General features: G+C 45.3%; 29 protein-coding genes. 23 read left to right on the top strand and 6 right to left on the bottom strand.

Features of this window, described 5'->3' with window-relative positions:
* Positions 1-8 precede the first annotated feature (8 nt).
* Entirely contained in the window at positions 9-386 is a 378-nt protein-coding gene (locus tag ACMXYU_RS15730; RefSeq protein WP_415899433.1) for a SirB2 family protein, read from the bottom strand.
* A 96-nt stretch (positions 387-482) separates the two neighbouring features.
* Between ACMXYU_RS15730 and moaA the strand changes: the two genes are divergently transcribed.
* From moaA to ACMXYU_RS15695, 7 genes are all read left to right on the top strand, one after another.
* Positions 483-1,487, top strand: coding sequence for a GTP 3',8-cyclase MoaA (gene moaA, locus ACMXYU_RS15725; RefSeq protein WP_415882712.1), 1,005 nt, complete (start codon positions 483-485; stop codon positions 1,485-1,487).
* Between the two features lie 52 nt (positions 1,488-1,539).
* Positions 1,540-2,076, top strand: coding sequence for a molybdenum cofactor biosynthesis protein B (gene moaB / locus ACMXYU_RS15720; RefSeq protein ID WP_415899432.1), 537 nt, complete (start codon positions 1,540-1,542; stop codon positions 2,074-2,076).
* 9 nt (positions 2,077-2,085) lie between these two features.
* Positions 2,086-3,300: a gephyrin-like molybdotransferase Glp gene (glp, locus tag ACMXYU_RS15715; protein ID WP_415899431.1), complete on the top strand. Its 1,215-nt coding sequence runs from the start codon at positions 2,086-2,088 to the stop codon at positions 3,298-3,300.
* Between the two features lie 77 nt (positions 3,301-3,377).
* Positions 3,378-4,490, top strand: coding sequence for a 1-acyl-sn-glycerol-3-phosphate acyltransferase (locus ACMXYU_RS15710; RefSeq protein ID WP_415897108.1), 1,113 nt, complete (start codon positions 3,378-3,380; stop codon positions 4,488-4,490).
* A gap of 2 nt (positions 4,491-4,492) precedes the next feature.
* A complete protein-coding gene (gene moaC, locus ACMXYU_RS15705) occupies positions 4,493-4,972 on the top strand; it encodes a cyclic pyranopterin monophosphate synthase MoaC (RefSeq protein WP_415882708.1) in 480 nt (159 codons plus the stop codon).
* Positions 4,973-4,974: 2 nt separating this feature from the next.
* A complete protein-coding gene (moaD, locus tag ACMXYU_RS15700) occupies positions 4,975-5,226 on the top strand; it encodes a molybdopterin converting factor subunit 1 (RefSeq protein ID WP_415899429.1) in 252 nt (83 codons plus the stop codon).
* Positions 5,227-5,228: 2 nt separating this feature from the next.
* Positions 5,229-5,966, top strand: a complete 738-nt coding sequence (locus ACMXYU_RS15695; RefSeq protein WP_415882706.1) for a lysophospholipid acyltransferase family protein — start codon at positions 5,229-5,231, stop codon at positions 5,964-5,966.
* Positions 5,967-6,026: 60 nt separating this feature from the next.
* Here the strand turns inward: ACMXYU_RS15695 and fabB are convergent, their stop codons facing one another.
* Both fabB and fabA read right to left on the bottom strand, forming a co-directional pair.
* Positions 6,027-7,244, bottom strand: a complete 1,218-nt coding sequence (gene fabB / locus ACMXYU_RS15690) for a beta-ketoacyl-ACP synthase I (protein WP_415886098.1) — start codon at positions 7,242-7,244, stop codon at positions 6,027-6,029.
* Positions 7,245-7,370: 126 nt separating this feature from the next.
* Positions 7,371-7,886, bottom strand: a complete 516-nt coding sequence (fabA, locus tag ACMXYU_RS15685) for a 3-hydroxyacyl-[acyl-carrier-protein] dehydratase FabA (RefSeq protein WP_415899428.1) — start codon at positions 7,884-7,886, stop codon at positions 7,371-7,373.
* Positions 7,887-8,015: 129 nt separating this feature from the next.
* Between fabA and ACMXYU_RS15680 the strand changes: the two genes are divergently transcribed.
* Positions 8,016-8,627 (top strand): thiopurine S-methyltransferase, encoded by a 612-nt coding sequence (locus ACMXYU_RS15680; RefSeq protein WP_415899426.1) that lies wholly within the window; start codon positions 8,016-8,018, stop codon positions 8,625-8,627.
* A 54-nt stretch (positions 8,628-8,681) separates the two neighbouring features.
* Here the strand turns inward: ACMXYU_RS15680 and ispB are convergent, their stop codons facing one another.
* A complete protein-coding gene (gene ispB / locus ACMXYU_RS15675; RefSeq protein WP_415899425.1) occupies positions 8,682-9,650 on the bottom strand; it encodes an octaprenyl diphosphate synthase in 969 nt (322 codons plus the stop codon).
* Between the two features lie 244 nt (positions 9,651-9,894).
* On the opposite strand from ispB, the gene rplU reads away from it, so the two are divergent.
* From rplU to proB, 4 genes are all read left to right on the top strand, one after another.
* A complete protein-coding gene (gene rplU / locus ACMXYU_RS15670) occupies positions 9,895-10,206 on the top strand; it encodes a 50S ribosomal protein L21 (protein WP_286240327.1) in 312 nt (103 codons plus the stop codon).
* 27 nt (positions 10,207-10,233) lie between these two features.
* Complete coding sequence (gene rpmA / locus ACMXYU_RS15665) at positions 10,234-10,491, top strand: 50S ribosomal protein L27 (RefSeq protein ID WP_415882701.1); 258 nt, start codon at positions 10,234-10,236, stop codon at positions 10,489-10,491.
* Positions 10,492-10,642: 151 nt separating this feature from the next.
* On the top strand, positions 10,643-11,842 hold the full coding sequence (gene cgtA / locus ACMXYU_RS15660) for an Obg family GTPase CgtA (protein WP_415899424.1): 1,200 nt from the start codon (positions 10,643-10,645) through the stop codon (positions 11,840-11,842).
* Between the two features lie 47 nt (positions 11,843-11,889).
* Positions 11,890-13,014, top strand: coding sequence for a glutamate 5-kinase (proB, locus tag ACMXYU_RS15655; RefSeq protein ID WP_415899423.1), 1,125 nt, complete (start codon positions 11,890-11,892; stop codon positions 13,012-13,014).
* Positions 13,015-13,079: 65 nt separating this feature from the next.
* Here proB and rpsT read toward each other — a convergent pair whose 3' ends face one another.
* Positions 13,080-13,340 (bottom strand): 30S ribosomal protein S20, encoded by a 261-nt coding sequence (gene rpsT / locus ACMXYU_RS15650; RefSeq protein ID WP_415882698.1) that lies wholly within the window; start codon positions 13,338-13,340, stop codon positions 13,080-13,082.
* A gap of 247 nt (positions 13,341-13,587) precedes the next feature.
* On the opposite strand from rpsT, the gene murJ reads away from it, so the two are divergent.
* From murJ to thiO, 11 genes are all read left to right on the top strand, one after another.
* Positions 13,588-15,084 (top strand): murein biosynthesis integral membrane protein MurJ, encoded by a 1,497-nt coding sequence (murJ, locus tag ACMXYU_RS15645; RefSeq protein WP_415901136.1) that lies wholly within the window; start codon positions 13,588-13,590, stop codon positions 15,082-15,084.
* A gap of 104 nt (positions 15,085-15,188) precedes the next feature.
* On the top strand, positions 15,189-16,121 hold the full coding sequence (ribF, locus tag ACMXYU_RS15640; RefSeq protein ID WP_415899422.1) for a bifunctional riboflavin kinase/FAD synthetase: 933 nt from the start codon (positions 15,189-15,191) through the stop codon (positions 16,119-16,121).
* A 16-nt stretch (positions 16,122-16,137) separates the two neighbouring features.
* Positions 16,138-18,954 (top strand): isoleucine--tRNA ligase, encoded by a 2,817-nt coding sequence (ileS, locus tag ACMXYU_RS15635; RefSeq protein ID WP_415899421.1) that lies wholly within the window; start codon positions 16,138-16,140, stop codon positions 18,952-18,954.
* Positions 18,954-19,484, top strand: a complete 531-nt coding sequence (gene lspA / locus ACMXYU_RS15630; protein ID WP_415899420.1) for a signal peptidase II — start codon at positions 18,954-18,956, stop codon at positions 19,482-19,484. Before ileS ends, lspA begins: the two co-directional genes overlap by 1 nt.
* Positions 19,481-19,909, top strand: coding sequence for an FKBP-type peptidyl-prolyl cis-trans isomerase (locus ACMXYU_RS15625; protein WP_415899419.1), 429 nt, complete (start codon positions 19,481-19,483; stop codon positions 19,907-19,909). The genes lspA and ACMXYU_RS15625 overlap by 4 nt, the downstream gene beginning before the upstream one ends.
* A gap of 263 nt (positions 19,910-20,172) precedes the next feature.
* A complete protein-coding gene (locus ACMXYU_RS15620; protein WP_415899418.1) occupies positions 20,173-20,580 on the top strand; it encodes a type IV pilin protein in 408 nt (135 codons plus the stop codon).
* The gene (locus ACMXYU_RS15615) at positions 20,581-21,117 is read left to right on the top strand and encodes a GspH/FimT family pseudopilin (protein WP_415899417.1); all 537 of its coding nucleotides are present in this window, start codon (positions 20,581-20,583) and stop codon (positions 21,115-21,117) included. It abuts the gene before it with no gap.
* On the top strand, positions 21,117-21,779 hold the full coding sequence (locus tag ACMXYU_RS15610; protein WP_415899416.1) for a PilW family protein: 663 nt from the start codon (positions 21,117-21,119) through the stop codon (positions 21,777-21,779). Before ACMXYU_RS15615 ends, ACMXYU_RS15610 begins: the two co-directional genes overlap by 1 nt.
* Positions 21,769-22,950 (top strand): PilX N-terminal domain-containing pilus assembly protein, encoded by a 1,182-nt coding sequence (locus tag ACMXYU_RS15605; protein ID WP_415899415.1) that lies wholly within the window; start codon positions 21,769-21,771, stop codon positions 22,948-22,950. Before ACMXYU_RS15610 ends, ACMXYU_RS15605 begins: the two co-directional genes overlap by 11 nt.
* A gap of 45 nt (positions 22,951-22,995) precedes the next feature.
* Positions 22,996-24,627, top strand: coding sequence for a type IV pilus modification PilV family protein (locus ACMXYU_RS15600; protein WP_415899414.1), 1,632 nt, complete (start codon positions 22,996-22,998; stop codon positions 24,625-24,627).
* Positions 24,628-24,807: 180 nt separating this feature from the next.
* Positions 24,808-25,893 (top strand): glycine oxidase ThiO, encoded by a 1,086-nt coding sequence (gene thiO / locus ACMXYU_RS15595; RefSeq protein WP_415899413.1) that lies wholly within the window; start codon positions 24,808-24,810, stop codon positions 25,891-25,893.
* A gap of 56 nt (positions 25,894-25,949) precedes the next feature.
* Here the strand turns inward: thiO and nadE are convergent, their stop codons facing one another.
* Complete coding sequence (nadE, locus tag ACMXYU_RS15590) at positions 25,950-26,783, bottom strand: ammonia-dependent NAD(+) synthetase (RefSeq protein WP_415899412.1); 834 nt, start codon at positions 26,781-26,783, stop codon at positions 25,950-25,952.
* Between the last annotated feature and the right edge of the window lie 66 nt (positions 26,784-26,849).

Raw genomic sequence — 26,849 nt, 5'->3', positions numbered from 1 at the left:
TAGATTTCTTAACCCCAAGGCATTGGGGATTTAGAAACCGCAACGGCTGCAATGTAAATGAAAGCAAACAGAGCGCCTGCTAGTGCTGTAGCTTGAATGGCTTTGGTTTTACCGCGTTTGATAGCGATTGTTCCCAGACCAATATACACCACCAAAGCGATCACTTTAGCTGTTAGCCAGTGATGGACAAACGGATATTGCTCAATCATTACCGCGAGCGTTAGTGCGCTGACCAGCAGTGCGGTATCAATAATATGTGGTACGATCTTTAACCAGCGTTTTTCTAGTTTTTCTGGGCAAAATAGAGCCAAGCCACCGCGTAAAAGAAAGAGTACGAAGCTTAGGGCTATGCAGGTTAAATGGATGTGCTTAATGGCAAAGTACATTAGGTTTCCTATGAAAATTGGTCTAACTGCTGTTGAAATGAATTTGTGCTATTTTAGTGCGATAAAATTATAAATTACATGCTCCATTGACAAACCATGGCCAATTCTAAAGATGATACGCAAGCGCTGGTAGATCGGTTTGGCAGAACCGTTGACTATATTCGACTGTCTGTAACTGATCGCTGCGATTTTCGTTGTGTTTATTGCATGGCTGAAGAGATGACTTTTCTTCCGCATGCTCAAGTACTTACACTCGAAGAGATTGATCAGATAGCCCAAGCTTTTGTTAGCTTAGGTGTAAAGAAGATCCGCTTGACTGGTGGTGAGCCGTTGGTTCGTCGTGATGTCATAAAGCTGATGCGCAGCGTTGGTCAGTTAGATGCTGAGTTAGCAATTACCACCAATGGTTCTCAGCTTGTTCATATGGCCCAGGATCTCAAAGATGCTGGCGTCAATCGTCTAAATATCAGTATTGATAGCTTGCGTGAAGATCGTTTCAAAGCGATGACCCGTATTGGTAAATTGCCAAAAGTACTTGCAGGTATTGATGCGGCTATTGAAGCAGGGTTTGATCGTATTAAGTTGAATGCGGTGGTTATGAAAGGCCGCAATGATGACGAAATTCTCGATCTTGTAGATTTTGCGCGTGATAAAGGCGTTGATGTTAGTTTTATTGAAGAGATGCCTTTAGGTCAAATTTCCGAACATGATCGTGGTGAGGTTTACTGCTCAAGTGATGAAGTTCGCGCGATTATTGAGCAGAAATATGAGTTACAGCCAACTGTAGAACGGACGGCTGGGCCTTCTCGTTATTATCGCATGAGTGATAGTGAAAGCCGCGTTGGTTTTATCTCACCTCATAGCCATAACTTCTGCTCTGAATGTAACCGTGTCAGGGTAACCGTTGAGGGGCGTTTGTTGCTTTGTTTGGGTAACGAACACTCTGTTGATCTTCTACATACATTACGTGCTCACCCTAATGATCAGGAAAAACTGAAGCAGGTTATTATCGATGCTATGGATTTGAAGCCTGAGAAGCACGAATTTGATCTAGATGATGAGCCACAAATCATTCGTTTTATGAATATGACAGGGGGCTAAACGAGTTCATCGTTGTCCTTGCTCCCGTACTTTCTTATTAAGGAAAATACTCATGTCCCATACTCCTGCCAGAGCGGAATTTATTCCGCTAAATATTGCCGTATTAACTGTATCTGATACTCGTACTCTTGATTCGGATACCTCTGGGCAAGCTTTGATTGATCGTTTAGAGGCTGCAGGCCACGTACTTGGTGCACGTGAAATAGTTAAAGATGATGTCTACCAGATGCGAGCGGTTGCATCGCGTTGGATTGCTGATCCAAATATCCATGTAATTATCTCCACGGGCGGTACAGGCTTTTCGGGTCGCGACTCTACGCCAGAAGCGATGGCTCCTTTGTTTGATAAATCTATTGAAGGGTTTGGTGAATTTTTCCGTCAAGTTTCTGCCGGTCAGATCGGTACTTCAACCATTCAGTCTAGAGCGTTAGGTGGTCTTGCAAATGGTACCGTGATTTTCTGTCTGCCAGGCTCTACAGGTGCTTGCCGTACTGGTTGGGATGATGTGATTGCGCAGCAGTTAGATCATCGTCATAAGCCTTGTAATTTTGCTTCGTTGATCATGAAGCATCAAGAAGATAACGCTTAAGGTAAGAAAATGGGAAGCTGTGATTCTCAACCTGGTTTGATCCCTTTTGATGAAGCGCTACAGCGCCTTTTAGCTGGAGCACATGTTTCTGTGGTGACTGAGATTGTGCCTGTTGCAGAGGCATTAGGGCGCGTATTAGCTGAAGCGCCAGTCGCTTCTGTGTCAGTCCCTCCGGCTGATAATAGCAGTATGGATGGTTACGCAATTAATACGGCTGATTTAGGTGCTAATACAAGCTTAGAAATGAGTCAGAGGATCCCTGCAGGTACGCCTCCGCAGCCTTTAGTTGCAGGTACCTGTGCACGTATTTTTACTGGAGCAGAGATTCCTCAAGGTGCCAATGCAGTTGTTATGCAGGAAGATGTTCACTTTGAGGGGGATAAGGTTGTTTTTCCTGCAGATGTGCCGGTTGGTGATAATGTCCGCAGTGCTGGCCAAGATATTTTGGCTGGTAGCCAGGTACTCGCAGTAGGCACACGTTTGCAAGCTGCTGATCTAGGGATATTAGCGTCGGTAGGCTTGTCTTCTGTCTCTGTATATAAGCGTCTCAAGGTTGCGATCTTATCCACAGGCGATGAGCTAGTGGAGCCGGGTCTTCCTCTTGGTGCAGGGCAGATCTATAACTCTAATCGCTATATTCTGACTGGGCTTTTACAGGGTCTAGGTATGGAGGTTGTTGATCTAGGTTGTGTAGCAGATACGCGTGAGGCAACGTTAGCAGCATTGGAAAAAGCGGCTGCATCGGCAGATGCCATCATCAGTACCGGTGGTGTGTCTGTGGGTGAAGAGGATCATGTCAAATCTTGTGTTGAGCATCTTGGTCAGTTGGATATGTGGAAGATCAAGATCAAACCAGGAAAGCCTGTTGCCTATGGGCAGGTCAAAGGTACGCCATTTATTGGTTTGCCGGGTAATCCAACGTCTACACTCATAACTTTTTGCTTGTTGGCGAGGGCCTTCTTGCTTAAGTTGCAGGGGGCTTCATTCGAACTGCCACTGCAACTTTTAGTACCGGCTGGCTTCCAGAGAAAGCGAGCTATTCAGCGCCAAGAATATCTGCGAGTTCGGTTTGAGGATGGGCGTTTACAGCCGTTCGCAAATCAGAGTTCCGGTGTATTGATGTCTGCTAGTTGGGCGAATGGTATTGCTGTTATTCCTCCTCAGACAGTTGTAGATGAGGGCGATTTGGTCGGATTCATCCCGTTTTCTGAACTTCTCGGTTAATTACATTTAATTTCCCTGAAGTTTGCGTGAGAAAACGGTAAAATAACGGCCTTTTTAGTAGAGCTTTCGAGGAAAGAATGACAGATCAGCAGGATCCGTATAAAGAGATCAGACCGTTCAACGATAGTGAAGTGGCGGATGCACTCCTTAATATTCTTCACAATGATGAATTCCTGACCGCTGTTACGCGTTACCAGTTTCCTAAATTATCCTCGAGTATTGGATGGTTGTTAAAACCATTTGTGCGTATTGCCTTGGCTGCCAAGATTGGTGAGATCGACAGTGTCTATGAGTTTCAGATGCTGGTGGCTAACTATATGAAGAAGATGATTGGACGTTCGACCACTAAGCTGACTTGTAGTGGTATTGATGAACTTGATCCTGAAGAATCCTACCTGTTTATCTCAAACCATCGAGATATCGCAATGGACCCAGCATTCGTCAATTGGGTTCGTCATCAATACGGCATGGATACAGTTCGGATTGCGATCGGTGATAACCTGCTTCGTAAGCCTTATGTTTCTGACATTATGCGTTTGAATAAGAGCTTTATTGTCAATCGTTCTGCGACAGGACGTGAAATGATGAAAGCGCTAACGCAGCTATCTTCTTATATCGATCACAGTATCTTAGGTGGTCATTCTATCTGGTTAGCACAGCGAGAAGGCCGCGCAAAAGATGGTAATGATGCGACGGATCCAGCCATTTTGAAGATGCTTTATATGGCACATCGTAAATCACGTAGTTTTGCTGAGCAGGCTAAGCGTCTGAATATTGTGCCGGTTTCTATCTCTTATGAATACGATCCATGTGATGCCTTAAAAGCGAATGAGCTACATGCTAAGGCAACTGATGGTGTTTATGAGAAGTCTCAGTACGAAGATATCGCAAGTATTGTGAAAGGCATTACCGGTGATAAAGGGCATGTGCATGTCGCTTTTGGTGATCCTATCGATGCTGACTTCGATACGCCTGAAGAGCTAGCGGCTGAGATCGATCGTCAAATTCATGAAAATTACTATTTGCACCCATCTAATCTGATTGCAGCAGGTCGTAGTGATGATGCTACTGCTGATCAGAAGGCTGGTTTAGAAGCGCGTATTAACAGTGTTGAAGGCGGTGCGCAGGATATTCTTCGTCAGATGTACGCTAATCCTGTTCTAAATCAGGCAACGCAAACACAGGAGTAGTTATGAGTCGTTTAACCCATTTGGATGACCAGGGAAACGCTAACATGGTTGATGTTTCCGAAAAGCAGGTGACTTTTCGTGAAGCGACTGCCTATGCAGAAGTTGAAATGCTGCCTGACACCATGAAGTTAATTACGGAAGGTGGTAATAAAAAGGGTGATGTTTTAGCGGTTGCACGAATCGCAGGTATTCAAGCTGCAAAACGAACTAGTGATCTTATTCCTCTTTGTCACCCATTGATGTTGAGTAAAGTTGCGGTAGATCTTCATCCTAATACCGAGCGTAATGTCGTTGAGATTACGGCCACCTGCAAGTTGGCAGGTCAGACGGGGGTGGAGATGGAAGCGCTAACGGCGGCATCTGTTGCGGGTTTAACGATTTACGATATGTGCAAGGCCGTGGATAAAGGCATGGTTATGAGCGCAGTTAAAGTATTGGAAAAGAAAGGTGGCAAAAGCGGTCACTGGAAGGTGGAGAAGTAATCATGGTTAAAGTGGTGTATTTCGCCAGCTTGCGCGAGCGTTTAGGTGTAGCTGAAGAATCTATCGAAGTGAGTCAGCCTGCTGATGTGTCTGCAGTGCTAAATAAGCTAGTTGAGCTTCACGGAGAGCAGTGGCAAAAGATTCTGGTTGATACGCCTATATTGATGGCTGTTAACCAAGAGATGTGTGACGAGAATGCCGCCGTAGCTGCTGGTGATGAGGTTGCATTCTTCCCGCCGGTAACTGGGGGCTAAGCATGTCTAAAAAAGCGAATCCACTGCACTATCTACGTGCAGTGTTTTATTACTTAGGCTTTTACCCTCTAACCATTGTGCATGCCACGCTGAGTTTAATCATCTCACCGCTATTGAATTTCCAGCAGCGCTTTAAATTTGTCACTCTGATTAACTACTTTTATATCTTTTGGTTAAAGCTGTGTTGTGGTGTCGGTGTAAAGATCACTGGGCGTGAAAATCTGCCTACTGATGGTGCTTATGTTGTTGTAGCTAACCACCAAAGTGAGTGGGAAACGCTGTTTTTACAAACCTTGGTCCGCCCGCAGTGTACAGTGCTTAAAAAGGAGCTTCTTAAGATTCCTTTCTTTGGGTGGGCGCTAGGCCTGTTGAATCCTATCGCGATTGATCGTAGCCAAAGGCGTGGTGCACTTAAGCAGCTTTTAACAGAGGGTAAATCTCGTTTAGAAGATGATATCCCTGTGATTATCTTCCCGCAGGGTACGCGAGTGCCTGTGGGTAAAATGGGTAAGTTTAACAAAGGCGGAGCTATGCTGGCGTTAAGTGCGGGTGTGCCGGTGATCCCAATGATTCATGATGCTGGGCTCTATTGGCCAGGCAAAAGCTTTGCGAAGATCCCAGGTACTGTGCAAGTCCATGTGGGCGAGCCAATTCCTGTAGAAGGTCGTACAGTGGATGAAATCCATGAAGATATGGTGGCTTGGCTGGAAGAGCATATGAAAGCGCTAGAGATAGCCTAAGCTAAATTTCAGATATAAAAAAACCGCCGAATGGCGGTTTTTTTATAACTAGAAGACTGATTAGTCTTTTAGTTTTTCGAATACCAATGTGCAGTTAGTGCCGCCGAAGCCGAAGCTGTTGGACATAACGCGTTGTAGATCTACGTTTTCCTGCTTCTCGCTAGCGATTGGTAGGCCTTCTGCTTCTGGGTCTAGCTCATCGATGTTCGCGGATGCTGCGATGAAGTTGTTTTCCTGCATAAGAAGAGAGTAAACAGCTTCTTGTACGCCTGCTGCACCTAGAGAGTGGCCAGATAGAGACTTAGTAGAAGTAACTGTTGGCATGTCATCGCCAAAGGCTTCTTTCATCGCTTTCAGCTCTTGCATGTCACCCGCTGGTGTAGAAGTGCCGTGTGCGTTGATGTAATCGATCTTGCCGTCTACAGTTGCCATCGCTTGCTTCATGCAGCGAGCAGCGCCTTCACCAGAAGGAGCAACCATGTCGTAGCCATCAGAAGTTGCACCGTAACCTACTAGTTCAGCGTAGATCTTCGCGCCACGTGCTTTAGCGTGTTCATATTCTTCGATAACTAGGATGCCAGCACCGCCAGAGATAACGAAGCCATCACGGTTTGCATCGTATGCACGTGAAGCTTTTTCTGGTGTTTCGTTGTATTTGCTAGATAGCGCGCCCATAGCATCAAACATTGCAGTTTGTACCCAGTGAAGTTCTTCACCGCCACCTGCAAATACTACGTCTTGCTTACCAAGCTGGATCTGTTCCATTGCGTTACCAATACAGTGAGCACTGGTCGCACAAGCAGAAGTAATAGAGTAGTTAACACCTTTGATTTTGAAAGGTGTCGCTAGACAAGCTGAAACAGTAGAACCCATGGTGCGAGTTACACGGTATGGGCCTACGCGCTTAACGCCTTTCTCGCGAGTGATATCGGCAGTTTCAACAATGTTGTCAGCAGAAGCACCACCGGAACCTACGATAAGGCCAGTGCGCTCGTTGGAAACCTGGTCTTCAGCTAGGTTTGCATCTGCAATTGCTTCTTTCATTGCAATGTAAGTGTATGCTGCTGCATCACCCATGAAACGTAGCAATTTACGGTCGATTTGCTCAGAGAAATCGATATCGATGCTGCCGGCTACCTGGCTACGGAAACCGCGCTCTTTATAGTCTTCTTGGAATTTAATACCAGAACGACCCTGCTGCAGTGATTCCAGAACGGTTTCTTTATCTGTACCCAGACAAGAAACGATACCCATACCGGTAACAACAACGCGACGCATGTGCTTCTCTCTCTTTTTCTAATTTAAGGTGCTTATTTTCCGTGAATCAGTAGTGTTTTGCCACTAAATTCGTAAAAAAGTAGACGGAAAATAGAAGAAAGGCCCTGAATTCAGGGCCTTAAAAGATCAGAAATCTTCTGTAGATGTGAATAGACCTACACGTAGATCTTTCGCTGTGTAGATTTCACGACCATCAACGGACATGCTGCCGTCCGCGATGCCCATAACTAGCTTACGCTCAATAACGCGCTTAAGCTGGATTCGGTAAGTAACCTTCTTAGCAGTCGGTAGTACCTGACCGAAGAACTTAACTTCGCCAGCACCTAATGCACGACCGCGGCCTGGGTTGCCTTTCCAGCCAAGGAAGAAGCCAACAATCTGCCACATAGCGTCTAGACCTAGACAGCCTGGCATTACTGGGTCTTCCTCAAAATGGCAGCCGAAGAACCAAAGATCTGGGTTGATATCCAACTCAGCGATAATCTCGCCTTTGCCGAATTCGCCACCGTCTTCGGTGATTTCCAGGATGCGATCCATCATTAGCATGTTGCCAATTGGTAGGCGCGCATTGCCTGGTCCAAACATTTCGCCGTGGCCGCAAGACAGCAGCTCATCGCGATTAAAAGAGGAAGGTCTTGTCATTAGCTTCTGTTTATCCAGGTTTTTATAAGTCAAAATATCGCGCAATTATACAGATTTGAATGCCACTAGGCACGATCTGTGTCAGGTTTATTGAATAAAAAGTTTACGACTTAGGGTGTAAAAGGCGAAATGGAACATGATTTTTGGCATCAAAAGTGGTCCGAAGGGCGAATAGGTTTCCATCAAATGGAGATTAATGCTTACTTGGTCTCCTATTGGGAAAAGGTGGATTTAGCTGTTGGTGCCAAGGTTTTTGTCCCTTTGTGCGGTAAAAGCAAGGATATGCTTTGGCTTAGAGGTCGTGGTCATGATGTGTTGGGTGTGGAGCTTAACTCAAATGCTTGTTTGGATTTCTTTAAAGAGAATGATCTAGTTGCTAAAACTGAAGATACAGAGCTGTTTGTTTCTCATGCGTGTGAAAAGCTGAATCTTTTATGTGGTGATTTCTTTGCATTGACGAGTGAAAGTCTATCGGATGTTAAAGGTGTTTATGATCGTGCAGCGCTGGTGGCTTTGCCAATGGAGATGCGAGCTGACTATGCTAGTAAACTCATTGAATTGTTACCAAAGGGTGTGAAAGTGTTGTTGGTGACCTTGGAATTTGATAGCCCGCAAGGACCACCGTTCAATGTTTCTGGCGAAGAGGTAAAGAACTTGTTTGGTCAGCGTTTTAAGGTGGAGCGTTTAGGTGAAGCTGTAGATGGTGATCGGCAGGAAGTCGTCTGGTTGCTGAGTGACTGATCTGGGTTCGCTGTGCACTTAATTTATAGTAATTAAGTGCACAGATATAAGCTTTTAGCTTTTACGTTTCACTGCCAAGTTGGCAATTTGAATTAACGTTTCTTTAAAGGATGTGTCTTGAAGAGCATTAAGTGCTGCAATCGCTTTATCTGCTTCACCTTGAGCTTTCTCTTGGGTGTATTCGATAGCGCCAGTCTCTTTTACGATATCCATAATCGGTTGAAGATCGTCTAAACCACCTTTGCGAATTGCTTGGCGAACTAGTTTGCGTTGTTCTTCGTTACCAGCACGCATCGCATGAATAAGTGGTAGGGTTGCTTTGCCTTCAGCCAGATCATCGCCCACGTTCTTGCCCATCTCTTCTGCTGTGGATAAGTAATCCATAACATCGTCGATAAGTTGGAAGGCAGTGCCTAAATGTAATCCATACAAGCGTAAGCCTTCTTGCTCTTCTTTGCTGGCTTCGGCAAGGATTGCGCCTGCTTCAGTAGCGGCTTCAAACAGCATAGCGGTTTTACCAAGAATAACCTGCATGTAGGCTTCCTCGGTGGTATCTGGATTTTTTGTGTTTAGTAGCTGCAGAACTTCGCCTTCAGCGATAACGTTCGTCGCATTGGAAATCACTTCCATAATCGGCATTGAGCCAATTTCTACTAATACCTGAAATGCACGGGAGTAAAGGAAATCGCCGACTAATACACTTGGTGCATTACCCCATTTTGCATTAGCGGTATCTTTGCCGCGGCGTAGATCAGAATTATCAACTACATCATCGTGCAGCAGCGTGGCTGTGTGGATAAATTCGATAATCGCCGCTAGCGGGATATGCTTATCGCCTTGATAATTTGCAGCATTAGCAGCAAGCAATACGAGTAACGGACGAAGACGTTTACCGCCGCTTTCAACGATGTAATGACCAATTTTTTCTACCAGCGGTACGTTAGAGCCAAGGTGATTAATGATGTAATCGTTTACGGCTTCAAATTGGGGTTCTATTACAGGGTTGAACTGGTGAGGCTGCATAATAAGTAATGGCTGCTACTAACTTAAAGGAATCAAGAATAGCGCATGCTAGGTGTATGCATAGTTTCTGTCAAGAAATGCTGGTTTTACGCTATGTAATTAAAGAAGCTTAGTTGTGTATAACGGCGGTTTGCTATATAATCGCGCGCCCTGACCCATCCAATAATGGCTCCCTACCATATGGTGTAACCATTAGAAGTAGGCCTTTTTCTAGTAGCTGGGTGGGCAAATAACGGAGATTAAAATGTACGCAGTAATCGTAAGCGGTGGTAAACAGTACCGTGTCCAGGAAGGTGAAACCCTTAAACTGGAAAAACTGCAGGCTGAAGCGGGCGCAAACGTTGAGTTTGACCGTGTTCTGCTAGTTGGCAACGGCGACGACATCAAAATCGGCGCACCAGTTGTTGACGGTGCTAAAGTGACTGCTGAAGTTGTTCAGCACGGCCGCGCTAAGAAAGTTGAGATCATCAAGTTCAAGCGTCGTAAGCACCACATGAAGCGTCAGGGCCACCGTCAGTGGTTCACTGAAGTTAAAATTACTGGCATTTCTGCCTAATATTAACCTAGTTTAGGAGTTAGATAGATGGCTCATAAGAAGGCTGGTGGTTCTACTAAGAACGGTCGCGACTCGGAGTCGAAACGACTTGGTGTCAAGCGTTACGGTGGTCAAGTAGTTGCTGCAGGTAACATCCTAGTTCGTCAACGTGGTACTAAATTCCACGCTGGTACAAACGTAGGCTGTGGTAAAGACCATACTCTATTTGCGAAAGCAGATGGCGTTGTTAAATTCGAAGTTAAAGGCCCGCAGAAGCGTCAATACATCTCTGTAGTTGATGCGTAAGCAACGGTTTTAAGCTTCTAAAAAGCTCCGCCAAGGCGGAGCTTTTTTGTTTATAGTTTTTTAAAATATTTTTCAGGGGATCTACCGCTGAGTCTTGTGGTGTTTCAGGGCTTAATTGTAGGTTTCCTACGTTTAACTTTTGGGGGATAACATGAAGTTTGTCGATGAAGCAGTCATCACGGTTGAGGCCGGTAAGGGTGGCAATGGGTGTATGAGCTTTCGGCGTGAAAAGTATATCCCCAAAGGTGGTCCTGATGGTGGAGACGGCGGTGATGGTGGTTCTGTTTATTTTGAGGCAGATGAAAACCTAAATACTTTGATCGATTACCGTTTCACGCGTCACTACAAAGCGGCTAATGGTCAGTCTGGCATGGGTCGTAACTGTACCGGTGCTAAAGGTGAAGATCAGGTGCTGCGTGTGCCGGTTGGTACAACCATTATCGATACGGATACCGATGAGATTCTTGCTGATATGACTGAGATCGGTCAGGTTGAGAAGATTGCTCAGGGTGGTTTTCATGGTTTGGGAAATACGCGATTTAAGAGTAGTGTGAATCGTGCTCCACGCCAAACAACTAAAGGCTCAATGGGTGAAACTCGAAACCTTAAGCTTGAGCTTAAAGTTTTGGCTGATGTTGGTTTGTTAGGTTTGCCAAATGCGGGTAAATCTACGCTAATACGAGCGGTGTCCGCTGCTAAGCCTAAAGTGGCTGATTATCCATTTACTACGCTTGTGCCTAACTTAGGTGTAGTACGTATCGAAAAGCATCGCAGTTTCGTTATTGCAGATATCCCAGGGATTATCGAGGGGGCTGCAGAGGGGGCTGGTCTAGGTATTCGTTTCCTTAAGCACTTAGCGCGTAACCGTATCCTGCTGCATCTTGTCGATATGGCGCCTTGGGATGGTGTTTCTCCTGAGGAGGCAGCAGCAGTTGCTGTGGGTGAGCTGGAGAAGTTTAGCCAGACGCTAGCTGATCAGCCGCGTTGGTTGGTACTGAATAAGCTGGATATGGTCCCGGAAGAGGAGCGCGAAGCGCGTTGTCAGGCTGTGATCGATGAGTTGCAGTGGGAAGGTCCAGTTTATCGTATCTCGGCGCTAAGTCAGCAGGGCACAGATGATATGATGCGTGATATTCAGGCGTTCTTGGATCATCGTCTAGAGGCGATTGAGGAAGATCCTTCTATTCTTGAGCGAGAGCAGAAGATCCGTGAGCAGGTTGATGCTGAGGCTCGAGAGCGTATTGAGCAGATGCGTGCAGATATGCGTGCGCGTCGCGAGGGTGATGATCTGGATGATGACGACTTTGACGATGATGATTACGACGTTGAAGTTGAATATGTTCGTGAATAGCAATTGATGTGATTGTTGCTACTGCAGACGGTGTTAGGAGTTTTTAAGTGGCTGTAGGTAGGGAAAAACTCAAGCGCGCGAAGCGTTGGGTGGTAAAAATTGGCAGTGCGCTACTCACAAATGATGGTGAGGGTCTGGATTTAGATGCGATTAGTCGCTGGGTAGATCAAATTGCTGCTCTTAAAGCGTCTGGGCTTGAAGTCGTGTTGGTTTCCTCGGGTTCGGTTGCGGAAGGTATGACTCGCCTAGGGTGGGATTCGCGACCGCACGAGATCTCAAAGCTGCAGGCGGCGGCTGCCGTTGGGCAGATGGGGCTTGTGCAAGCCTATGAAACTAACTTTCAGCGCCATAATACCCATACGGCACAGATTCTTCTGACTCATGAAGATCACTCAAATCGTAAGCGTTATCTTAATGCTCAGGCGACTTTAAAAGAGTTGCTTGAGTTGGGTGTTGTTCCGGTTGTTAACGAGAACGATACGGTTGTCACTAAAGAGATTCGTTTTGGTGATAACGACACGCTGGGGGCGTTGGTGGCTAACTTGGTTCAAGCTGACGCTCTAATCCTGCTGACCGACCAAAAAGGGCTGTTCACGGCGGATCCGCGTCATGATCCTGAGGCGACTTTGATTTCCGAAGCGAGAGCGGGTGACGAAGCGCTCGAGGCGATGGCAGGTGACGGTGGTAAGTTGGGTCGTGGTGGTATGGCCACTAAAGTGCGTGCGGCTAAATTAGCGGCGCGTTCTGGGGCTGTGACCGTTATTGCGAGTGGTCGTGAAGATGATGTTCTTCTGCGTTTAAGAGAGGCGGAAGATATAGGTACGCTGTTGGTGCCTGAAAAAGGGCCGATGGTGGCGCGTAAGCAGTGGATTGCAGGTCATTTACAGGCGCGTGGGAATCTTATGCTTGATGCGGGTGCGGTTAAGGCGCTGCGTGAGCGTGGTAAGAGTCTATTGCCAGCGGGTGTTCGTAGTGTGAGTGGTGACTTTTCTCGAGGAGAGATGGTTATCATCAGTGACGAGTTTGGTCGTATCGTTGCGCGTGGTTTGGTGAACTACGGTGTTGGGGATGCGCAAAAAATTATCGGTAAGCCTAGTGGTGAAATTGAATCAATTCTTGGTTTTATGGGTGAAGAAGAGTTGGTGCATCGAGATAATTTAGTCCTCTCTTAATTGAGGGGCTAAATTTAGGCACAAAAAAACCGGCATAAGCCGGTTTTTTTTACGCTTGGCTCTAATTAAAGAGCAGCAATCTGCTTGTTCAGACGGCTTTTAGTGCGTGCGATTTTGTTCTTGTGGAAGATGCCTTTAGACACTGAACCATCTAGAACGGGCTGTGCAGCTTGGAATGCTTCCTGTGCAGCAGCTTTTTCGCCTGCTTCTACAGCAGCAACAACTTTCTTGATGTAGGTACGTACCATGGAACGCAGGCTAGCGTTATGCTGGCGACGCTTCTCTGCCTGTCGAGCACGTTTACGAGATCCTGCGGAATTTGCCACAGTCCGGCTCCTTAAAATTAGTTAGTAAAATATCGGCTTATTGGTATACACCGAAAATTAGAGGCGAGATTATTCATATTTGAGAGCTATCTGTCAATAAAACTGCAGAAATTTTCTTGTTGAAGCAGTAATATTCCCATTCTCTTGAGTGTTATTCATGAAATTATAGGCGGAAGCGGTGTCAAAGCAGGAAACGGAAGCAAAAAAATCAGCGGGATTACTGCGATCAAGTGCCGTGGTTGGTGTGATGACCATGCTTTCGCGAGTGCTAGGTTTAGCGCGAGATGTTGTGGTTGCCAATTATTTTGGTGCCAGTGGTAGTGCAGATGCCTTCTTCGTCGCGTTTAAAATTCCGAACTTTCTTCGCAGATTATTTGCTGAGGGGGCGTTTGCTCAAGCATTCGTGCCTGTTCTATCTGAATATCGTACCCAAAAAGATCTAAAAGCAGTGCAGCAGCTTGTTAATTATGTTGCGGGTACGCTCGGTAGTATTTTAATCGCAATCACCGTCTTGGCGGTGGTGGCAGCGCCCATGTTAACCGCTATGTTTGCCCCAGGTTTTTATATGGGAGATGAGGGGAAATTTGCACTGGCAGCAGAGATGCTGAGGATTACATTTCCGTATCTGCTATTGATCTCGTTGACTGCGTTTGCCGGTTCTATCCTGAATAGTTATGAGCGTTTTGCTGTTCCTGCGTTCACGCCTGTGCTGCTTAATATCAGTTTGATCTGTTCTGCGATCTTCCTAAGTCCGTTGTTCGATCCACCTATCTTGGCTTTGGCTTGGGGTGTCATGATTGCCGGGGTGGTGCAGTTGGTTTTCCAGTTGCCGTTTCTGGCGCGCATTCATCTTTTGCCTAAACCCGTCTGGGGATGGAATGATCCAGGTGTTCGCCGCATCATGACGCTGATGATTCCGGCGTTGTTTGGGGTGTCTGTTACTCAAATCAACCTGCTTTTGGATACGGTGTTGGCATCGTTTCTGCAAACCGGCAGTGTCTCTTGGTTGTATTACTCAGATCGCCTGGCAGAGCTGCCTTTGGGTGTGTTTGGAATCGCCATTGCGACGGTCATTCTGCCTAGCTTGTCGCGTAAGCATACAACTCAATCTAGAGAGGCGTTTTCGTCTACTTTGAATTGGGCAATGCAGATGGTGATGTTTATCGGTATACCGGCGGCGGTAGCGTTGTTTGTGTTGGCTGAACCGTTGTTGATCACCTTGTTCCACTATGGCGCTTTAACCGATCGTGATGTCTTTATGGCTGCGGCTAGTTTGCGTGCTTATGCCTGTGGTTTGCTCGCCTTTATGCTGATTAAGGTTTTGGCTACGGGCTATTTCTCTCGCCAAGACACCAAAACGCCAGTGAAAATCGGTATTCAAGCTGCTGTGGCGAATATGGTGTTTAACTTGATCCTTATTGGACCGTTTGCGCATGTTGGTTTGGCCGCTGCGACAGCGATGTCGGCGTTTATGAATGCTGGTTTGTTGTTGTATGGGTTGATTAAATCGGGCGTGTTTAGCTGGTCTTCGGGTTGGGTCGTGCAATTACTACGAATGTTGGTGGCTAATGTGGCGATGGCTATTGTCATCATCCAGTTGATGGGTTCAGTTGACGAGTGGCTACAGATGGATCTGTGGGTGCGAATCTCTCAAATGGCGATTTTGGTGGTTACTGGCGGGGCTGTTTATGCTGTTGTGTTGGCTTTTGCAGGCTTGAGAGTGCGTCATTTGAAGCATAATTAAGTTTATTTTGCATTCTGTTGCTTACAGCGGGTCTCAGTAGTACAGGTTGGATATTATCTGAGCTATAATGCCGCGTTTATTTTTGGCAGTAGCAAGAGTACCTGATGGAACTAATTCGCGGATTACATAACCTGCGCGAAAAACACCGAGGTTGTGTCGCAACTATCGGCAATTTTGATGGCGTGCATTTAGGCCATCGACAGGTGCTTGCTCAGGTAAAGGCAAAAGCGAAGGAGCTAAACCTGCCTTCCGTTGTGATTACCTTTGAGCCTCAGCCTCAAGAGTTCTTTGCAGGTGATAAAGCACCACCGCGCTTAACCCGTTTTGGCGAAAAGTACAGATTGTTGCAGGCAGAGGGTATCGATCGCCATCTTTGCCTAAATTTTAACGACCGTCTACGTGCGATGACGGCGGAGCAGTTTGTACAAGAGCTATTACTGCATGGTTTAGCGGTGAAGCATTTTGTCGTTGGTGATGATTTTCGTTTTGGTTGTGATCGTTCAGGTGATTACAACATGTTGTGTGATGCAGGCGAACGTCACGACTTTACAGTGGTAAATACACAAACGTTTTTGAATGCTGATGAACGTGTCAGCAGTACGCGTATTCGCAGTGTGTTACAGCAGAATGATCTTGAAGCGGCTGCCGTTTTACTCGGACGCCCTTATGCTGTTTCTGGTCGTGTGATGCATGGCCAAAAACTGGGCCGCCAGCTCGGAGTGCCAACGGCAAATGTACGTATGCATCGTTATGCTTGCCCTTTGCGCGGGGTCTATGCGGTAGAAATTAAAGGCCCAAACTTTACTGCTCAGGGTGTATGTAACGTTGGTATACGCCCAACCGTTTGTGGTCAGCAGCCGGTGCTTGAAGCACACCTGTTTGATTTTGATAAAGATATTTATGGGCAGTTGCTAACTGTCGAGTTTAAGCAGTTTGTTCGTGATGAGCGTAAATTCTCAGATATCGATGCGCTTAAAAAACAAATTTTTGCAGATATTGAAGATGTGCGGGCTTACTTTGACCGCACCCGTAGTTAATTCGGAACTTATAACCATGACCGATTACAAAGCAACATTGAACCTTCCGGAAACAGCCTTCCCAATGCGTGGCAATTTGGCTCAGCGTGAGCCGAAAATGCTACAGGGTTGGCAGAAGATGGATCTGTACCAGAAAATTCGTGAAGTCAGTGCTGGCCGCGATAAGTTCACTTTGCACGATGGCCCTCCATACGCAAACGGTGATATTCACATTGGTCACTCGGTTAATAAGATTCTGAAAGACATTATTATCAAATCCAAAACAATGAGCGGATTTGACGCGCCTTATGTGCCGGGTTGGGACTGCCATGGTCTGCCAATCGAACATAAGGTTGAGACTAAGCACGGCAAAGCGGGCGTGAAACTGTCTCACAAAGACTTCCGTAAAAAGTGCCGTGACTACGCTGCACGACAGGTTGAAGGCCAGAAGAAAGACTTTATCCGCTTAGGTGTTCTAGGTGATTGGGATAACCCATACCTAACAATGAATTTTGATACTGAAGCCAACATCATTCGTGCTTTGGGCAAAATCGTTGAAAATGGCCACCTAGTGAAAGGCTTTAAGCCAGTTTACTGGAGTGTTGTGGGTGGTTCTGCCCTAGCTGAAGCTGAAGTGGAATATCAGGACAAGACTTCTACAGCGATCGATGTACGTTTCACTCCGGTTGATCAGGACGGTTTCCTTGCGAAATTTGAGGGTCTTGAAGGTGAAGGCGAAGCATCGGTAGTTATCTGGACAACAACGCCTTGGACACTGCCATCTAACCAAGCGGTATCGCTAGGTGGTGAGCTAGACTACGTGCTTGTTCAGCTAGATCTAGGTTTAGGTGCGGAGCGTATTCTGCTAGCGGAAGGCTTAGTTGAAGATGCTATGAAGCGTTACGGTGTTGACGAGTACAGCATTGTTGGTCGTTCTCAGGGCCAAGCACTAGAAAAATTTGAACTACAGCACCCGTTCTATGAGCGTACAGTTCCTGTAATCCTAGGTGATCACGTAACCCTTGATGCAGGTACAGGTGCCGTACATACAGCACCAGACCATGGTGTGGAAGACTTTGAGGTTGGTCGTAAATACGGTATCGGCACAATGAACCTAGTGAACGCTTCGGGTGTTCTAGGTGAAGGTGCAGGCGTATTTGCTGGCGAACACGTTTATAAAGTGGACGATAAAGTCGTTGCACTGCTAACGGAGAACAACAAGCTTGTCTTGGAGCACAAGTTCCAGCACAGCTACCCTCACTGCTGGCGCACAAAAACGCCATTGATCTACCGTGCAACACCTCAGTGGTTCGTAAGCATGGAAGAGAAGGGCCTGAAGAAAGATGCCCTAGAAGCAATCAAAGGTGTTGAGTGGTTCCCAGGTTGGGGGCAAAACCGTATCGAAGCGATGGTTGAGCAGAGCCCTGATTGGTGTGTATCACGTCAACGTACTTGGGGTGTGCCAATTGCACTGTTTATCCACAAAGAAACTCAGCAACTACACCCGAATACGCCAGAACTAATCGAACAGGTTGCTGTGCGTGTAGAAAAAGTGGGTATGGATGCATGGTTCGATCTTGATGCTGCTGAAGTCTTGGGCGACGAAGCTGATCAGTACGAAAAAGTAACTGATACCTTGGATGTTTGGTTTGATTCCGGTGTGACGCACTATTCTGTCGTTGATCAGCGTGACAACTTGGAATACCCAGCTGATATGTATCTTGAAGGTTCGGATCAGCACCGTGGTTGGTTCCAGTCTTCTTTGAAAACTGCGATTGCTATCAAAGGCAAAGCGCCATACAAACAGGTGCTAACGCACGGCTTTACCGTTGATGGTCAAGGCCGCAAGATGTCTAAGTCAGTTGGTAACGTTGTTTCGCCTCAGGAAGTAATGAACAAATACGGCGCAGATATCTTGCGTCTATGGGTTGCTTCTACTGATTACAGCGGTGAGATGACCTGTTCTGATGATATCTTGAAGCGCGCCGCGGATGCTTACCGTCGAATTCGTAACACAGCACGTTTCTTCTTGGCTAACCTAAGCGGTTTTGATCCTGCTCAGCACATGGTTAAACCAGAAGAAATGGTAGCGTTGGATGCTTGGGCAGTAGATCGTGCAGCGCGTTTGCAAGAAGAGCTGATCGAGCACTTCAACCAATATGAATTCTTACAAGTATTCCAGAAAGTATCTCACTTCTGTTCTCAGGATATGGGTGGTTTCTACCTAGATATCATCAAAGACCGTCAATACACGGCTGCGACTGATTCGCATGCACGTCGTTCTGCTCAGACAGCGCTTTATCATATTGTTGAAGCGTTGGTTCGTTGGATTGCGCCAATCTGTAGTTTCACTGCAGATGAGATCTGGGCAACGCTTGCGGGCGAACGTACTGAGTCTGTTCATTTAGATACTTGGTATCAGGGCCTAACCAAACTGCCTGCTGATAGCACATTTGATTCTGCATACTGGGAACAGGTAATGGCAGTGAAAACTGCGGTTAATAAGCAGTTAGAAACTGAGCGTAGCGATGGCAACATCGGCGGTAGCTTAGAGGCAGAAGTGACTTTGTATTGCGATGACGCTCTACAGGCTCTACTAGGCAAACTAGAAGACGAGTTGCGTTTCGTTTTGATCACATCAAAAGCGGCAGTAGCACCATTAGCTGATGCACAAGATGCTAATAACACAGAACTTGAAGGGCTTAAGGTTAGCGTAGTTAAAAGTGCTGCTGATAAGTGTCCACGTTGCTGGCACTTCCGTGAAGATGTAGGTCAGGATTCTGATGATCCTGAGCTGTGTGGTCGTTGTGTTGATAACGTTAAAGGTGCCGGTGAAAGCCGTAGCTTTGCTTAATGACACAGAGCACTGAACAACAAAGACAACCAGTGCGAAGCTGCCTTATCTGGGGTGTGCTCTCGCTGCTGGTGGTTGTACTGGATTTAGGAAGTAAATACTTAGCGGTAACTAATCTAAAGTATGCCGATCCTAATCCCGTGCTGCCAATGTTCGATCTAACGCTGTTGTTCAACACTGGGGCTGCTTTTAGCTTCTTGTCAGAAGCAGGTGGCTGGCAGCGTTGGTTCTTTGTGGCAATTGCTGTGGTTGTGAGTGTTGTACTGGTGATCTGGCTAAAGCGTACGCCTCGTATTTATTGGTGGTTAGGTCTAGCTCTATCCCTCGTATTGGGTGGTGCTTTAGGCAATCTGTATGATCGGGCGGTACAAGGGTATGTGATTGATTTCATCTCCCTGCATTATCAGAATTATTACTTCCCCGCTTTTAATATTGCGGATACCGCTATTACGATTGGAGCGATTATTCTGATTCTGGATATGTTATTTCTGGAAGGGAAGCGAAAATCATCTGAAGAGAGTTCACAATGAGTAAATTGATCGGTCCGGGTAAAACCGTTACGCTGCACTTCGCAATTAAACTGGAAGACGGTCAAATAATTGATTCCAATTTTGAGGCTGAACCCGCGACATTTACTGTGGGTGATGGTAATTTGTTGGAAGGTTTTGAAAAAGCATTGTTCGGCTTGGAAGAAGGGGCGAAACAAACTCTTAAAATTCTGCCTGAAAATGGCTTTGGGATGAGTAACCCAAGCAATGTGCAGAATATCCCTCGCAGTCAGTTTGAGGGCATGGAATTAGAACAAGGTTTGGTTATTTCATTCGCGGATGCTGGTAATGGCGAACTTCCCGGTGTGATAGCTGAGTTTGATGATAAGATGGTTTCGGTTGATTTTAATCATCCGCTGGCAGGGAAGAGGCTAGATTTTCAGGTAGAAATTCTTCAAGTTAGCTAAGATGATATTAAGAGCCCGAATTTTTTAATTCGGGTTTTTTGTATTTGTCCTATCTTAAGCTATTCTTACTTGAGACCCCCGAAAAATCTACCTATGGCGTATGTTCCCTTAAACGACTAATCTTAAATTAGGATTTGTTGTTGTCTTTCTAGTAAAAATTTAGTTACTCACTTTAAAATGAGATGTTGTGTTTTGGTCTCAATTATAGACTTTGCTATTAATCGTTAAACTGCATACTCGGTGCGTATTTAGGAATGAAAAAAATGAAAGGAAATCAAAACCTTCAATCAGGGTTTTCTTTAATTGAACTGATGATTGTAGTAGCTGTTGTCGCTATTCTTGCGTCTATCGCTTATCCGGCTTATCAGTCATTCGTGGAGAAGGCGAGGCGTGGTGATGCTATGGCGAGCCTTGCTGATATCAGATTAGAACAAGAAAAATGGAGAGCAAATAATGTGGCTTATGCAACGGCAGCATCATTAGCATACGGTTCTACTTCAAGGGAAGGTTACTATAATATTACTATCAGCAGTACAGGGGCTAGTTCTTATACCGTTACCGCAGCTCCGACAGGTGTTCAAACTAATGATGCATGTGGTTCGTTTCGCATCACGCAGAATGGACCTGTTTATGGGAGTGGGTTTGCTGATGCGGACTGTTGGGAAAGATAGATGAATAAGCTGCATACATATAAAGGCTTTACTCTAATAGAGTTGATGGTAACGCTCGCTGTATTGGCAATACTAATTTCCCTTGCTGCACCTAGTTTAAATGATTTTCAAGAACGGGTTGAGCTGACCGGAGCTGCGGAAAAAGTTTACGGGCATATTCAATATGCGCGTAGCGAGTCTATCTCTAATGGTTCTGATATCTATATTGCTTTTAAAGGTACAGGTGCTGCAGGTTGGTGCATGGGTATAAGTGATACCGCTGCATGTGATTGCTCTTCTGCGGCCTCTCTTGCTTTGTGCACCATCAATTCTGCACCGGCTAGATATGTTACAGGCAGCGATTACCCAAGCGTTGAGTTATCAACGAATTTAACAAGTGATGATTCAGGTTTTCTGTCGCCGAGATCTACTTCTATGGAAAACGGGACAATTACTTTGAATTATCCCGGATATGGTGATGCGAAAGTGGTTTTGAGCACCATTGGTCGAGTACGTTTGTGCTCAGATACCTTGGACATTTATGCAGGATGCCCATAATGAAAACGTTTCAAGAGGTGCCTTCCAAGCAAGCAGGTGTCACATTAATCGAACTAATGATCGGTTTGGTTGTTGGACTTATAGTTGTATCTGGAGCGATTTACACATTTATTATCGCATTTAAAAGTAGTAGGGATGTGGTTTACAGTGCTCGTCTAAATCAGGAGCTCGCGGCAATAACAACGATTATAGCTGATGATATTAGACGAGCGGGGCATTGGGTTCAGAGTGGGGCATTATCCTCACCTTATGATGATATGGGTGAAGATTTTAACTTAGTCAGCGCATCTTGTGCTCTTTATAACTATGATGTCGATGGGGATGGTCTTATTGGTACAAATGAGCATAGTGGGGTGCGGTTTTCAGCATCGTCTATTTGGGTGAAAACGTCAGGAACTAGTATGACATCCTGCTCTACAGGAACATGGGAAAGGCTTTCTGATGAGAACTTTATGTCAGTAAATGCGATGTCTATAACCGATAGTTCTTTATGTATTGTTAATGAAGCCAGCGCAGCTTGCCCTTCTAATGTAGGTACTAATGCAGTTGGTTCCGTAAGGGAAATAGATATAACGATTACTGCATCCGTTATAAATGATACTGATTGGACTAAAACGGTTCAGGAATCAGTTAAAATTCGGAATGACTTCTATGCAGATTAAAATAAATAATCATATAGATAATAGAATAGGTCGCCAAAAAGGAGCAGCTACATTAGTTCTGGCTCTAGTCATGGTTGTTATTGTTCTAGGTGTGTCCTTTTTTACGTCTGAAACAGTCATCACTGAAAAGAAAATTGTTGCAAATGAATATCGTGCAAAGCAGGCATTTCATGCTGCCCAGGCTGGTATTGATTACGCAATAGCTTATTCTCGAGTAGGAGTCGATCAAGATAATAACTCTGTCTTAGATCTTAGTGTTTCGGGGGCAACCGTTAGCTGGGGTGACGGAGTTGGTTTTACGGTCTTGCTATCTGATGCCAGTAGTGACGCAGATATGTCTTTAATTCAGATTGATTCAGTTGGTCGCAGCGATGATGGGCTGATCAATCGTTCTATCAGTGTTCTTATCGGGGAATTACCTCTTCTCCCTAACCCTCCCGACCTCCCTATCGTCGCGCGTGGATATGTGAATGTTTCAGGTAATATGAATGTTTTTAATGGTTTTACCAATTTAAACATTTGGGCGGGTGATGACATTACTTCTTGGGGGTCTGCGGATACTTATATCAGGGATCCAGATTGGACAGGGTTTTCCGGTGATACATGGGATGGTACGGTTGATGATCTTTCAAGGCATTTAACTGCGACAGGAAATGACATAGACGATATTGAATATATACAAAGCACGACAAAAAACACAACTGGGCCTGATGTGATTGATGGTGATACCAATATGGCCAATGTTACTGCAGATGAGTTTACTCAAAATTTCTTCGGGCGGACTTTAGATGAGCTGGTTGCCTCTGCCAGTTTGAGCATGACCGGTAATGAGTTGCGGGATGCCGATGCTTCTGACATTGAAGGGCAATTAATACATTTGAATGATGCTCGGCTTACTGGAGGAACGATTGGTAGTTCAGCTAATCCTGTAATCCTTGTTGTCGATGGTGATTTAAGGATGAGTGGAGGGCCAGATGTTTACGGACTTATTATTGCGAGAAATGTTGATAGAGTAAATGGCACTGTGGACATCTTTGGTGGCATTGTTTCTGAAGGTGAATTAGACATGGGTAATGGTACAGCTAACGTTTATTACGATCAGGAAGTGGTTGATAATCTAGATCAAATTAATACAAAGGAAGTTATACGTGGGAGCTGGAAGGATTGGTAAGGGTCATTGAGTAAGCTCTCGAGGGATTGAGGAAAGGTGGTTAATATGTATCAAAATCGTTATGAAAAAGGTTTTACACTAATTGAGGCTTTGCTTGCATTTGTTATTGTAGCAATAGGTCTTATTGGGGCAGCGCTTTTTCAAAGTGAGTTAGTCACTGAAAGTGGGAACTCTAAGGCTCGTGCTGTTGCAGTTAAATTAGCAGAGCAGAAACTTGAGCAAGAGAGAGTCGTAATTTTAGAAAATAGCTATGCTAGCTTGGCATTGGCATCTTATCCTGAATCCACGAATGTTACTGTGGGCAACACAGCTTATACAGTTTCTTATTCATTAGCCTCGACTGCGGCAGCATCATTTCAAACGCATTATATGTTAGGCGTTGATGTTGCATGGACTGATTCACTTGGAAATGCGGAGTCTGTATCCCTGAATTCTCGTTTGGTTTGGAATGATCCAAAATCGTCATTTGACTCTAGCGATCAAGCAGGTACAGGTACTGATGAGAGTATAGGTAGTTTTGAAAGGCCTTCAGGTTCAGCCGTTGCTACGGCCAGAGAAACATCAGATGAAGTGCATGATGCGACTAAATCTGTAGGTGATTGGATTGAACTTGCTGATAATAAGTATGGTATCAAGATTACTGATGATGAATGTATCAATGGTGATGCCGGATGTGACCAAGTCGTTACTGTCATTGAATTAGTTGATTTATCAAGCCCAATTTTTTCTATTAAAGGCAATATATATGTGGATAGTAGTGTCTCGGTTTCTTATGAAGATTTAGAGGCATCGCCTAACGTATTAACCTCTGAAGGTGGTGGCTGCGCTGTATATGAATTAGGCAGTGATATCGGCTATACATGTCTATTCGGAGAGGGCTGGTACGGAACAATCGCATTATTGTTACCAGACGCTCAGGGCTCTAACAAACCTGGCGCTTGTATATCACCGCGAGAGTATAAATACTATGGTATTGATCCAGCGACTGTATCTGGAACCATTCAATCTTCAGATGTTATTGGTCAATCAGGCCTTGTTCGTTTTACTACGACTAATGGGCCAGGACCCTACCTAGCGGCGTCGAACGCAGCGCCAGGATTAGGTTATTACTATATGTATTCTGAAGTTGATACTAATGTAGAGGATACTCAATCATCTCTTTTAAACACTTCAGGAAATCTCTTAAACCAACATTTTTTGGTAATTAATACCAATGGTAATAAAGATTGTAGTGACTTTCTGACGGCATTGAATAATGTGCCAGCAGGTTATCCGAGCCTTAGTACAGATGATTATTCATACACAGATGGAGTAACCGTCACTATACCCGATGAAGAAAAAGTGCTGGGTTATGTTAATCTAGCCTATGAAATATCCGGACAGTTGGACGTGTCGTCGGTTGCTTCAGGAGCTGAGGGATTATTATCCACAATTGAGGTTGGGGTTGATCCATTGCCCGATTTTGCGCAGCAATGTGAGTTAGAAGTGTTGGCTGATCAAATTCTTGGCTATAGCTGTTTTGTTGATTACTCTTGGAACGGTACTGTGACTCCTTCGGTTGTATCTGGTGCTGTTGTTTCGTTTGACTTTGCACCATTGGAGTATGATTTCTCACTAAGTCCAGTGACAGCGGATGTGACATCAGGAAAGGATTTTGTTGTTACAGATACTCCTTAAGCTCTAAAACGGAATGCATTTATAGAGGAAGGGGATATACATGAATGTGTATCCCCTTAATTATCTCTAATTGGTGTATTGCTTTCTTTTGGTTTCCATACTTTCATAATTTTCCATCCCCTTTCTTGGTTTTGTAATATAGCTTTATCCGTAAGTAACTTAAGACAATTGAGAAATTAGATGTCTGACTTTTTAATAATCGGTGGTGGCGTGATCGGTATGATGTTGGCGCGAGAGCTTGCTCAAGCCAATGCTGATGTCACGTTGTTAGATCGCCAAATGTGTGCACAAGAATCTTCTTGGGCGGGTGGTGGTATTGTTTCGCCTTTATATCCTTGGCGTTACCCTGATGCGGTTACTGAACTGGCGACTTGGTCGCAAAGTAGTTATATCCATCTAGCGCAAGATCTTTTGGATGAAACCGGCTTTGATCCTGAACTTCGTCAAAAAGGGATGTTGATGGTGTCTGTAGAGGATCAGCAGGATGCTCTAGATTGGGCGCAAAAATATCACCGACCTTTACGTAAAGTGGATGCCGACTTTCTTTACCAGAAAGAGCCTAATCTTTGTTCTGGTTTGGAGGAGGGGTTATGGATGCCAGAGGTGTGCAGTATCCGTAACCCGCGTTTAGGTCGTTCCCTACGTGAAAGCCTAGTGCTAAACCCGCGAGTGACGCTGTTAGAAAGCCAAGAAGTAAAAGGTTTTGAGCTTGAAGATGGCCAAGTTGTTGGCGTTGAAACATCAGAGCATAAGCTTCGTGCTAATAAAGTAATTATTGCTGCAGGTGCATGGAGTGCAGAGTTGCTATCAATGTTAGATAGGGAGCTACCAGTAGAGCCAGTCCACGGACAAATGATGTTGTTTAAAGCTAAGCCGGGTTTGGTAAATCGTGTCATTTTAAAGGGCGGACGCTATGTGATACCGCGTAATGATGGTCGAGTGCTGGTGGGCAGTACAATGGAGCGTATAGGTTTTACTAAACGCACAACCGAGGATGCTGCAAAATCCTTACATGCAACTGCGTTAGATATTATTCCTGCGTTGGCTGACTATGAGGTCGAACATCATTGGTCTGGCTTACGTCCTGGCTCGCCAGAAGGTATCCCTTTTATCGGAGAGGTTACTGGCTTGGACAATGTGTTTATCAACGCTGGCCAGTTTAGAAATGGTTTAGTGCTTGCGCCAGCATCTACTAGACTACTTGCCGATATGTTGCTAGGTCGAGATACAATTATCTCTGCTGATCCATACAGAATGGATCGATAAAGAAAATAATAAAGCCTGTAAAACAGTAACATTGTTTGCAGGCTTTATAGCGATGCTTAGTCGTATATGGTTGGAATCGGCTGACGTTTATGTTGTGTGCGATTGTAGATCTCGATAATGCGTTGCTCTACTTCCACTTCAACGCTCTTGCCTTCTAAGAAATCATCAATTTGATCATAGCTTAGGCCTAGTGCTTGCTCATCAGCTTTTTGAGGTTCTAAGCACTCAAGATCCGCGGTAGGTGTTTTATCTACAAGTAGTGTGGGCGCACCTAAAGCGTGAGCCAGTTGGCGAACTTGGCGTTTGCTCAGGCCAAAAAGCGGTGCAAGGTCACAAGCACCGTCTCCCCACTTGGTATAGAAGCCTGTGATGTTTTCTGCTGAGTGATCAGTACCAATGACTAAGCCGCCTACAATACCTGCAACTTCGTACTGAGCGATCATTCGTGCTCGTGCTTTTACGTTGCCTTTAGCGAAATCTACGGCGCCCTCTGAGGCCTGATTGAGTTGTGCTTCAGCGAGTGATGCTGTGACTTCTGTATGTATGCCTTCGACGCCAGGTTTTACATTAACCGCTATAGACTGTGATGGTTGGATAAATTGAAGTGCTAGTTGCGCATCTTCTTCATCTTTCTGTACGCCGTAAGGCAGGCGCATAGCAATAAATTGATATCTGCTCTCGCCGCTTTCTTCGTTTAGTTCATTGACTGCTAATTGCGCGAGTCGGCCACAGGTGGATGAGTCCACGCCGCCACTAATGCCGAGTACAAGGTTATTGAGGCCAGAAGCTTTAAGTGTGTTTTTAATAAAGCTTACTCGACGTGCAATTTCTTTAGCAGGGTCGATTTCAGGTAGTACCTGCATCTCTTTGATAATCGCTGCTGCCTGCATATTTATCTCTCTTATTTCTCTTTATGGTTCCCTAAGAGGCAAAAAAGGCACCTTTAAGGTGCCTTT

It is taken from the genome of Neptuniibacter sp. QD48_11, from assembly GCF_047778095.1.
Classification (GTDB): Bacteria; Pseudomonadota; Gammaproteobacteria; order Pseudomonadales; family Balneatricaceae; genus Neptuniibacter.
This window is presented reverse-complemented; position numbering and strand designations above follow the sequence as displayed.

Excerpts from the sequence above, each read along its gene's own strand:
- ispB (WP_415899425.1), bottom strand. The coding sequence starts at position 9,650 with ATGCAGCCTCACCAGTTCAACCCTGTAATAGAACCCCAATTTGAAGCC.
- rpmA (WP_415882701.1), top strand. The coding sequence starts at position 10,234 with ATGGCTCATAAGAAGGCTGGTGGTTCTACTAAGAACGGTCGCGACTCG.
- ACMXYU_RS15610 (WP_415899416.1), top strand. The coding sequence starts at position 21,117 with ATGAAAACGTTTCAAGAGGTGCCTTCCAAGCAAGCAGGTGTCACATTA.
- glp (WP_415899431.1), top strand. The coding sequence starts at position 2,086 with ATGGGAAGCTGTGATTCTCAACCTGGTTTGATCCCTTTTGATGAAGCG.
- fabA (WP_415899428.1), bottom strand. The coding sequence starts at position 7,886 with ATGACAAGACCTTCCTCTTTTAATCGCGATGAGCTGCTGTCTTGCGGC.
- ACMXYU_RS15710 (WP_415897108.1), top strand. The coding sequence starts at position 3,378 with ATGACAGATCAGCAGGATCCGTATAAAGAGATCAGACCGTTCAACGAT.
- ACMXYU_RS15615 (WP_415899417.1), top strand. The coding sequence starts at position 20,581 with ATGAATAAGCTGCATACATATAAAGGCTTTACTCTAATAGAGTTGATG.
- fabB (WP_415886098.1), bottom strand. The coding sequence starts at position 7,244 with ATGCGTCGCGTTGTTGTTACCGGTATGGGTATCGTTTCTTGTCTGGGT.
- lspA (WP_415899420.1), top strand. The coding sequence starts at position 18,954 with ATGACACAGAGCACTGAACAACAAAGACAACCAGTGCGAAGCTGCCTT.
- ileS (WP_415899421.1), top strand. The coding sequence starts at position 16,138 with ATGACCGATTACAAAGCAACATTGAACCTTCCGGAAACAGCCTTCCCA.
- moaA (WP_415882712.1), top strand. The coding sequence starts at position 483 with ATGGCCAATTCTAAAGATGATACGCAAGCGCTGGTAGATCGGTTTGGC.
- cgtA (WP_415899424.1), top strand. The coding sequence starts at position 10,643 with ATGAAGTTTGTCGATGAAGCAGTCATCACGGTTGAGGCCGGTAAGGGT.
- nadE (WP_415899412.1), bottom strand. The coding sequence starts at position 26,783 with ATGCAGGCAGCAGCGATTATCAAAGAGATGCAGGTACTACCTGAAATC.
- ACMXYU_RS15620 (WP_415899418.1), top strand. The coding sequence starts at position 20,173 with ATGAAAGGAAATCAAAACCTTCAATCAGGGTTTTCTTTAATTGAACTG.
- ACMXYU_RS15730 (WP_415899433.1), bottom strand. The coding sequence starts at position 386 with ATGTACTTTGCCATTAAGCACATCCATTTAACCTGCATAGCCCTAAGC.
- moaC (WP_415882708.1), top strand. The coding sequence starts at position 4,493 with ATGAGTCGTTTAACCCATTTGGATGACCAGGGAAACGCTAACATGGTT.
- moaD (WP_415899429.1), top strand. The coding sequence starts at position 4,975 with ATGGTTAAAGTGGTGTATTTCGCCAGCTTGCGCGAGCGTTTAGGTGTA.
- murJ (WP_415901136.1), top strand. The coding sequence starts at position 13,588 with ATGACCATGCTTTCGCGAGTGCTAGGTTTAGCGCGAGATGTTGTGGTT.
- ACMXYU_RS15600 (WP_415899414.1), top strand. The coding sequence starts at position 22,996 with ATGTATCAAAATCGTTATGAAAAAGGTTTTACACTAATTGAGGCTTTG.
- ACMXYU_RS15695 (WP_415882706.1), top strand. The coding sequence starts at position 5,229 with ATGTCTAAAAAAGCGAATCCACTGCACTATCTACGTGCAGTGTTTTAT.
- thiO (WP_415899413.1), top strand. The coding sequence starts at position 24,808 with ATGTCTGACTTTTTAATAATCGGTGGTGGCGTGATCGGTATGATGTTG.
- rplU (WP_286240327.1), top strand. The coding sequence starts at position 9,895 with ATGTACGCAGTAATCGTAAGCGGTGGTAAACAGTACCGTGTCCAGGAA.
- ribF (WP_415899422.1), top strand. The coding sequence starts at position 15,189 with ATGGAACTAATTCGCGGATTACATAACCTGCGCGAAAAACACCGAGGT.
- ACMXYU_RS15680 (WP_415899426.1), top strand. The coding sequence starts at position 8,016 with ATGGAACATGATTTTTGGCATCAAAAGTGGTCCGAAGGGCGAATAGGT.
- moaB (WP_415899432.1), top strand. The coding sequence starts at position 1,540 with ATGTCCCATACTCCTGCCAGAGCGGAATTTATTCCGCTAAATATTGCC.
- ACMXYU_RS15625 (WP_415899419.1), top strand. The coding sequence starts at position 19,481 with ATGAGTAAATTGATCGGTCCGGGTAAAACCGTTACGCTGCACTTCGCA.
- ACMXYU_RS15605 (WP_415899415.1), top strand. The coding sequence starts at position 21,769 with ATGCAGATTAAAATAAATAATCATATAGATAATAGAATAGGTCGCCAA.